The organism is Micromonospora sp. RP3T, assembly GCF_003027925.1.
Classification (GTDB): Bacteria; Actinomycetota; Actinomycetes; order Mycobacteriales; family Micromonosporaceae; genus Micromonospora.
The window spans coordinates 385,564-392,800 of the sequence record NZ_PYPS01000002.1 but is presented as its reverse complement, the minus strand read 5'-3'; the positions used below and the strand labels follow the sequence as shown (position 1 = coordinate 392,800).

At 75.4% G+C, this 7,237-nt stretch carries 5 protein-coding genes; 2 read left to right on the top strand and 3 right to left on the bottom strand.

The annotated features are described in order from the left end of the window. Both C8054_RS03525 and C8054_RS03520 read right to left on the bottom strand, forming a co-directional pair. On the bottom strand, positions 1–1,165 hold a 1,165-nt coding region (locus tag C8054_RS03525; protein ID WP_107155254.1), incomplete at its 3' end, for an endo-1,4-beta-xylanase. Positions 1,166–1,353: 188 nt separating this feature from the next. Next, positions 1,354–3,231 (bottom strand): BTAD domain-containing putative transcriptional regulator, encoded by a 1,878-nt coding sequence (locus tag C8054_RS03520; RefSeq protein WP_158273794.1) that lies wholly within the window; start codon positions 3,229–3,231, stop codon positions 1,354–1,356. Between the two features lie 136 nt (positions 3,232–3,367). Here C8054_RS03520 and C8054_RS03515 point away from each other — a divergent pair, with 136 nt between their 5' ends. Next, positions 3,368–4,291: a hypothetical protein gene (locus C8054_RS03515; protein ID WP_107155211.1), complete on the top strand. Its 924-nt coding sequence runs from the start codon at positions 3,368–3,370 to the stop codon at positions 4,289–4,291. Here C8054_RS03515 and C8054_RS03510 read toward each other — a convergent pair. Further along, positions 4,255–6,117 carry a BTAD domain-containing putative transcriptional regulator gene (locus C8054_RS03510; protein WP_107155210.1) on the bottom strand — a complete coding sequence of 621 codons (1,863 nt, stop codon included), beginning with the start codon at positions 6,115–6,117 and terminating at the stop codon, positions 4,255–4,257. The two genes, C8054_RS03515 and C8054_RS03510, sit on opposite strands and share 37 nt — an antisense overlap. A 187-nt stretch (positions 6,118–6,304) precedes the next feature. On the opposite strand from C8054_RS03510, the gene C8054_RS03505 reads away from it, so the two are divergent. Continuing rightward, on the top strand, positions 6,305–7,237 hold the full coding sequence (locus C8054_RS03505) for an STM4015 family protein (protein WP_107155209.1): 933 nt from the start codon (positions 6,305–6,307) through the stop codon (positions 7,235–7,237).

Sequence of the window (7,237 nt, the reverse complement as noted above, 5' to 3'; positions counted from 1 at the left end):
TACCAGCCGAACCCGCCGTCACCTTCACCGTCGCCACGAACCCACCGGTCCACGAGTTCAGCGACACCGACGCCGAACACGCACCCGGCACCGGCGGCGCCGGCGTCGTCGGACTCGGCGGCGGCGTGGTCGGGTTGCCCGGCGTGGTCGGCGGCGGGGTGTTGGAACCACCGGCGTTGAGCGCGTTCAGCACCGACGTGTAGGCGGCCTTCTTGTTGCCGGCGCAGTCGAAGAGCAGCGCGTTGTCCGAGCCCCGCCACGAGTCGCAGTCCCGCACGCCCCACACCGTGATGCCGGTGCAGCGCGACACCGCCATGCAGGACCGGGTGACAGTGCCGAAGATGTTCGCCTGGTTGCCGCCGGTCATCACGTCCAGCTCGGTGATCTGCACGTCCACGCCGAGGTCGGCGAAGCGCTGGAGGTTGGCCTGGTAGTCGCCCGGGATCGTGGTGCCCAGGTGCGACTGGAAGCCGACGCAGTCGATCGGCACGCCCCGGGACTTGAAGTCCCGCACCATGTTGTAGACGCCCGTCGACTTCGCGTTGACCCCGTCGGTGTTGTAGTCGTTGTAGCAGAGCTTCGCGCCCGGGTCGGCGGCCCGCGCGGCCCGGAAGGCCGCCTCGATCCAGTCGTTGCCGGTGCGCTGGAGGTTGGAGTCGCGGCGCCCACCGCTGCCACCGTCGGCGAACGCCTCGTTCACCACGTCCCAGGCGTAGATCTGGCCACGGAAGTGCGTGGCGACCTGGGTGACGTGGTTGATCGCGGCGTTGCGCAGCGCGGTGCCGGACAGGCCCTGCGCCCAGCTCGGCTGCTGGGCGTGCCAGAGCAGGGCGTGGCCGCGCACGCTCATCCCGTTGGCCCGGGCGTGACTGACCAGCCGGTCACCACCGGTGTAGCTGAACCGCCCCTGCTGGGGCTCGGTGGCGTCCCACTTCATCTCGTTCTCGGCCACCACGGAGTTGAACTCGCGGTTCAGCACCGTCACGTACGTGTTGTCGGACAGTTTGCCGGTGGCGACCGCGGCGCCGAAGTAGCGGCCCTTCTCGGCCGCCGACGCGCCCAGGGTGGTGCCGGCGCTGGCGTGGGGCGCCAGCGCCACCGCCATGCCGGCGGCTAGCGCGCCGGCCAACAGGCTGGTGGACAGCAGGGCTCTCATGGGTCTCATGCGGATTCCTCTTCCGGGTTGCAGCGGTGGTGGTGCGACGCCTCGTCCCGCCTCGACGGCGGTGCCGAGGGTCCGGCCAGCGCGGCTCGCCCGGTGAGCCTTGCGGTGCCTGTGCCCTGCCATCGACTGTGAGCGATAACATGCGGCACGTCAAGACGCGGGAGACAGCCGGCTGCGGCCGGCGCCGGTCAGCCCGCCCCGCCCGAGGACGCCGGCACGGCGCCGGACCGGCCCGGCTCGGCGGCGAGCAGCCGGGCGGCGAACCGGTGCACGGTGCGCAGCATCGTGTACCGGGGACGCGCCGCGTCGTGCCGAGCCGTCAACAACGACTTCGCCACCAGCCCGTCGAGCACCACCCGGGTGCCCGGTCGCCACCGGGACGCGACGCCGCAGACCCGGTCCACCTCGTCCAGGCCGAAGAGCCGGGGCAGGCCACCGAGGCGGACGAAGCACCAGCGCTCGGCCGGCGTCAGGCAGTCGAGGCTGCGGTGCAGCGCGGCGGACAGCGACCGCCCGGACGCCGGCTGCCCGGGCCGTCGGGGCGGCTCCAGGGTGGCGAGCGGGTTGTCCAGGTGGCGCAGCAGCTCGTCCGGGGTCCGGTCGGCCATCCGTTCGGCGGCCAGCTCGACGGCGAGCGGCAGCCGGTCGACCAGGCCGCAGATGGTGGCCACCGTGCCGATCTCCTCGACCCCCAGCTCGAAGCCGGGTCGGGCCCGGGCGGCCCGGCGGGCGAACAGTTGCACGGCGGGCATGCCGCGTACCCCGTCCGGGCCGGTGGTCAGCGCCGGCAACGGCGGCAGGCGCCACACCGACTCGTAGGGCAGGCCGAGCGGCTCACGCGAGGTGACCAGCACGGTGACCCGGCGCCCGGCCCGCACCACGTCGTGCACCAGGCCGGCGCAGGTGTCGGTGAGCCGGTCGATGTTGTCCAGCACCAGCAGCAGGTGCCGGTCCGCCAGCAGCCGGGCCACGGGTGCCGGGTCCGGGCCGGTCCGGCGGACGCGGCGACGGACCGCCCGCAGCGCGTCGGCCGGGGTGCGGGCGGCGGCGAGGTCGACGGTGACGACGGCGTCGGCGTACCCCTCGCCGACCCGCCGCGCGACGGCGGCGGCGAGCGCCGACTTGCCTCCGCCCGCCGGCCCGGCCACGGTGACCACCCGCTGCTCGGCGAGCAGGTCGGACAACGCGGCGAGGTCGGCCTCCCGGCCGATCAGGTCCGCGTCGTCCGGGGCCGGGTCCGGTTCGGACGGCCCCCCGCGGGCCGCGTCGCGGGCCGGCGGGGGCGTCCGGGGTCGGCGCGGCACGCGACCGCGTCGCAGCTCACGGCCGGCGACGGCCAGTTCCGGACCGGGCTCGATGCCCAGTTCGGCGGTGAGCCGGGCGGTGATCTCGGCGAGCCGGTCCCGGGCGGTCGCCCGCCGGCCGGTCCGCGCCAACACGCTGACGTACCCGGCCTGCACGGCCTCGTGCAGCGGCTCGGCGGCGGCGAGCCGTGCCGCGACGGCCAGCACCTCGTCCGGCCGGTCGAGGTCCAGACCGAGACGGACCAGACCGAGTCCGGCGTTGACCCACTCCCGGCGGAGCGCGGCGACCGTCTCCGACCCCGGCAGCAACGCGCGCAGGTCGGTCAGGTCGGGATCGGACCAGCCGGCGACCGCGGCGGTCAGCAGCGCGAACGCGGTCGTCCGGTGGGCTCGGCGCGCCAGGACGCGGGCCGCCTCGGTGAGCCGCCGGAACCGGGGCAGGTCGACCTGGTCCGGGTGGAGCTGGAGGCGGTACGCCCGGGGTGCGGAGACGATCACGTTGGTACGGGCGTGCCGGGGCGACGCCGGCTCCAACGCGCGCCGCAACCGCGCCACGTAGGTGTGCAGGAGACGGCTCCCGCTGGGCGGCGGACGGTCGCCCCACAGCGACCGGGCGAGCGTCTCGATCGGGAGGTTCTCCCCGACGTGCAGGGCCAGCAACGCCAGCAACGCGCGCTGCTTCGCCGGACCGAGCGCCACCGGCGTGCCGCCGTCGTGGACCCGGACCGCGCCGAGCACGGTGACGGAGAAGTCACGTCCCACGGACCGGTGCTTCCCTCCCTGACCGTTCCCTGTCTGCGCGTCAAGAATGCTGCATACCGCTCGTGCGACGCTTCTTCGTGTTTGCCGGCCCGGCGCGGAACGCTCGCCCCGGACGCGAACCAGGGGAGGATCGTCGATGACCACGCTCGCCAGACCCACCGCCAACCGCCCACTCACCCGGGACCGCCGCCCGATCGCCGCGCTGGTGGCCGTGGCCGGGGGCCTGCTGCTCGCCATGCTCTGGTCGTTCGAGCTGGTCGACCACGTGATCGGTGACTCCGTCGCCAACTCCGTGCTCGGCACCGACGCCAAGCAGACCGTGATCGGCGGGTCCGCGGCCGGCGCCCTGTTCGCCTTCGTCTCCGGCTTCGCCGGCACGTTCACCGCCTGCAACATCGCCGTGTTCGGCGCGCTGCCGGACGTCGCCGGCCGGGCCGACGGGTCGCGCCGGGGGCGCGTCGCCGCCGTGCTGGCGCCGCTGGGCTGGCTGGCGCTCGGGCTGGTGTCGGTGGCCGCGGTGTACGGCTTCGTGGCCGTGCTGATCGGGTCCCGGCTCCCCCAGCTCTCCACGGCCACCGTCGGCGCCGGCTTCCCGGTCCGGCTGGTGCAGGCGTCAGTGGTGTTCGGGCTGATCGGGCTGGCGTTCGCCGCGCTCGGCCTGGCGGCGCTGGGGCTGCTCCCCGACCCGTTCGCCAACCGGCCCACGGCCCGCCTGGTGACGCTCGGCGCCCTGGTCGGCGGCTTCCTGGTCGGGCGGCCGTATCCGCTGTTCCACAAGCTGCTGGAGCAGGCGGTGGACAGTCACAACCCGTTCTACGGCGCGCTGGCGCTCGTCCTCCAGTCGCTGGGCAACATCCTGGTGATGGTCGTGCTGGCGCTGCTACTGGTGCTGGGCACGCGCGGCGGCGTACAGCGGTGGTTGTCCCGGCCCGGCCGGGCCGGCCTGCTGGTCGGCGTCGCGCTGCTGGTGCTCGGCGCGTTCCTGGTCTTCTACTGGGACGTGCGGCTGCCCGCCAAGTTCGGCTACGGCTGGTTCCCGACCATGCCCTGGAACGCCTGACCGTCGTCCCCGTCGCGCTCACCGGCTGCGGCCACCGCCACGGTGCGCAGCAGCCGGTAGCGTGCGCCGTCCGGCTCCAGCAGGCACTCGTCGGCCAACCGGTCGAGCACGTCGCGCACCTCGCCGTCCGGGACGATGCCGGCGCAGCGCGCGACCGCGTCGTCCAGGGAGAAGCGCAGCTCTCCCCGGGCCAACCGGGCCAGGCACGCCCGGTCGGCCGGGCGCAGCGGGGCCAGGCTGCGCCGTAGCGCCGAGGTGAGCGACCGGTGGTGCCGCGGGTGTCCCCGCCGCCGCGGTCGCAGCAGGTGGAGCGGGTCGGCGACCCGGCGGAGCACGCCGTCGAGACTGTCGGTGTAGAGGCAGGCGGCGGCGAGTTCCAGGGCCAGCGGCAGCCCGTCCAGCTCGCGGCAGATCCGGGCCACCGTCGGAGCGTCGGCCGGTGACAGGCGGAAACCGGGTCGGACCAGCCGGGCCCGGTCGACGAAGAGGCGCACCGCCGGATTCGCGGCCAGCGTGTCCGCGTCCGCCGGCCCGGGTACCGGTAGCGGGCCGAGCCGGAACACCGTCTCGCGGGCCGGCCCGGGCCGGCGGCGGGAGGTGACCAGCACGGCCGTGCGGGGGCAGCGGCGCCGCGCGTACTCGATCATCTCCGCGGCGCGCCCGGCCAGGTGCTCGACGTCGTTGAGCACCAGCAGCATCCGACGCTCCCCGACGACGCGCAGCGGATCGGCGGTGGCCGCCAGCCCCAGCGTCCCGGCGAGCAGGCGCAGCACCGCCCCGCAGTCCGGGGCCTCGGCCGCGTCCACGGCGGCGACGCCGTCCGGGAACACGGCGGCGACCCGTTCGGCGACCGCCAGGCCGGTGGCGGACTTGCCGCAGCCGGCCGGGCCGACGATGGTCACGTGCCGGTGCGCCACCAGCAGCGTGGCGCAGTGCGCGACCTCGGCGTCCCGGCCGATCAGCGTTCCGACGGCCGGCCCCGGCCCGCGCCAACCGGGCGGCCGGGCGGTCCGCGACCGGGCCGGGGCGCCGGACGCCGCCAGGGCCGGTGCGTCGCCGGCGCGCAGCAACGCGGCGTGGATGCGGCGCAGTTCCGGCCCGGGCTCCACACCCAGCTCGGCGCGGAGCCGGGCCCGGACGTCGAGGTAGTGGTGCACCGCGGCGGCGCGTTGGCCGCTGCCCGCGAGCACCTCCAGGTAGCGGGCCTGCACCGCCTCCTGCAACGGCTCGGCGGCGGCGAGCCGCTCGACCACCGGCACCACCTGCGAGGTCTGGCCCAGGTCGACCGCCACCGAGGCGTACAGCAGGCCGGCGTCGACCCAGGCGGCGCGCAGCGCGGTGACGTGCCGCGGACCGGCCAGCAGGCCGGTGAGGTGGGTGAGCGTCGGGTCCCGCCACAGGTCCAGCGCGGTGGCGAGCAGTTCGAACGCGTCGTCGGGCGCGCCGGCCGCCCACCGGCTGCGGGCCCGGCCGAGCAGCGTCCGGAACAGGCACGCGTCGACGTCCTCCGGGGGGACGTCGAGCCGGTAGCCGCCGGGCACCGACGCGATGACGTTGGTGCGGGCCCGGGGCGCGGTGTCGGGCTCCAGCACCTGGCGCAGCCGGGCGACGTACGTCCGGATGAGGTGTGCGCCGCTGTCCGGCGCGTCGTCGCCCCAGAGCGCCTCGGTGAGCGCGCCCAGCAGGACCGGCTGCCGGGGGTGCAGGGCGAGGTAGCCCAGGACCGCACGTTGCCGGGCGGGACCCAACGGGATCTCCACCGGGCCGCGGAGCGCGGCGACCGGGCCCAGCACCCTGATCCGGACCGGGTCCACGGCAGCGGCCATGGGTGCCTCCCCCCACCGGGAGGCTAGGCGACCGACAGACGACTGTCCATGACGGAAAGCAACTCGACGATGACCTACCGCACACCTGTCCGGATATTGCGCACGGCAGGAGTCCACCGCCCCGGGTCGTGTCGGGGCCGCCTGTTACGGTTCCGCCGCCCTTGCCGCTGCCGCACCGGAGGTTGGTGTGATCAATTCGCACGTCTCGTCGTTCGCCGGGTTGCCGGTCCTGCCGTTCACACCGGGAATGGCGCTGCCGGCGGATCCGTCCGCCGTGGCCTGGCGGTTGGAGGTCGAGGAGTTCGACGCCGACCCGCCCGAGTTCGCCGGCCTGGTCCGCGCCCTGCTCGACGAGGTGCCGGCCGAGGCGGTACGCGCCGTGGTGGTGGGCGAGTGGGGCGAGGCGTACGAGCGCCCGCTGCCGGTGGACCTGCTGGTCGACGCCGCGTCGAAGTGGACCGGGCTGCGGGCGGTGTTCCTGGCCGACCTGGTCGGCGAGCAGTGCGAGATCTCCTGGCTGACCCACGGCGACGTCACGCCGTTGCTGGCCGCGTGTCCGGCGCTGGAGGTGCTGTGGATCCGCGGCGCGCAGGGGCTGCGGCTGGAGCCGGTCCGGCACACCGCGCTGCGCGAGCTGCGGATCGAGTCCGGCGGCCTGCCGGCGGAGGTGGTGCGCGCGGTCGCGGCGTGCGACCTGCCGGCGCTGCACCGGCTGGACCTGTGGCTCGGCGTCGCCGACTACGGCGGCGACGCCACCGTGGACGACCTGGCCGCGGTGCTGGCCGGCGACCGGCTGCCGGCGATACGGCACCTCGCGCTCTGCAACGCGGAGCACGCCGACGCGATCGCCGCGGCGGTCGCCGACGCGCCGGTCGTCGGCCGGCTGGAGGTCCTCGACCTGTCCATGGGCGTGCTCGGCGACGCCGGCGCGACGGCGCTGCTGGCCGGGCAGCCGCTGACCCACCTGCGCCGGCTCGACCTGCACCACCACTACCTGTCCGAGGAGGTGGCCGCGTCGGTGGTCGCCGCGCTGCCCGGCGTCGAGGTCGACGTCTCCGACCCGCGGACCGCCGACACGTACGACGGCCGGGACTACTACTACACCGCGGTCGGGGAGTGA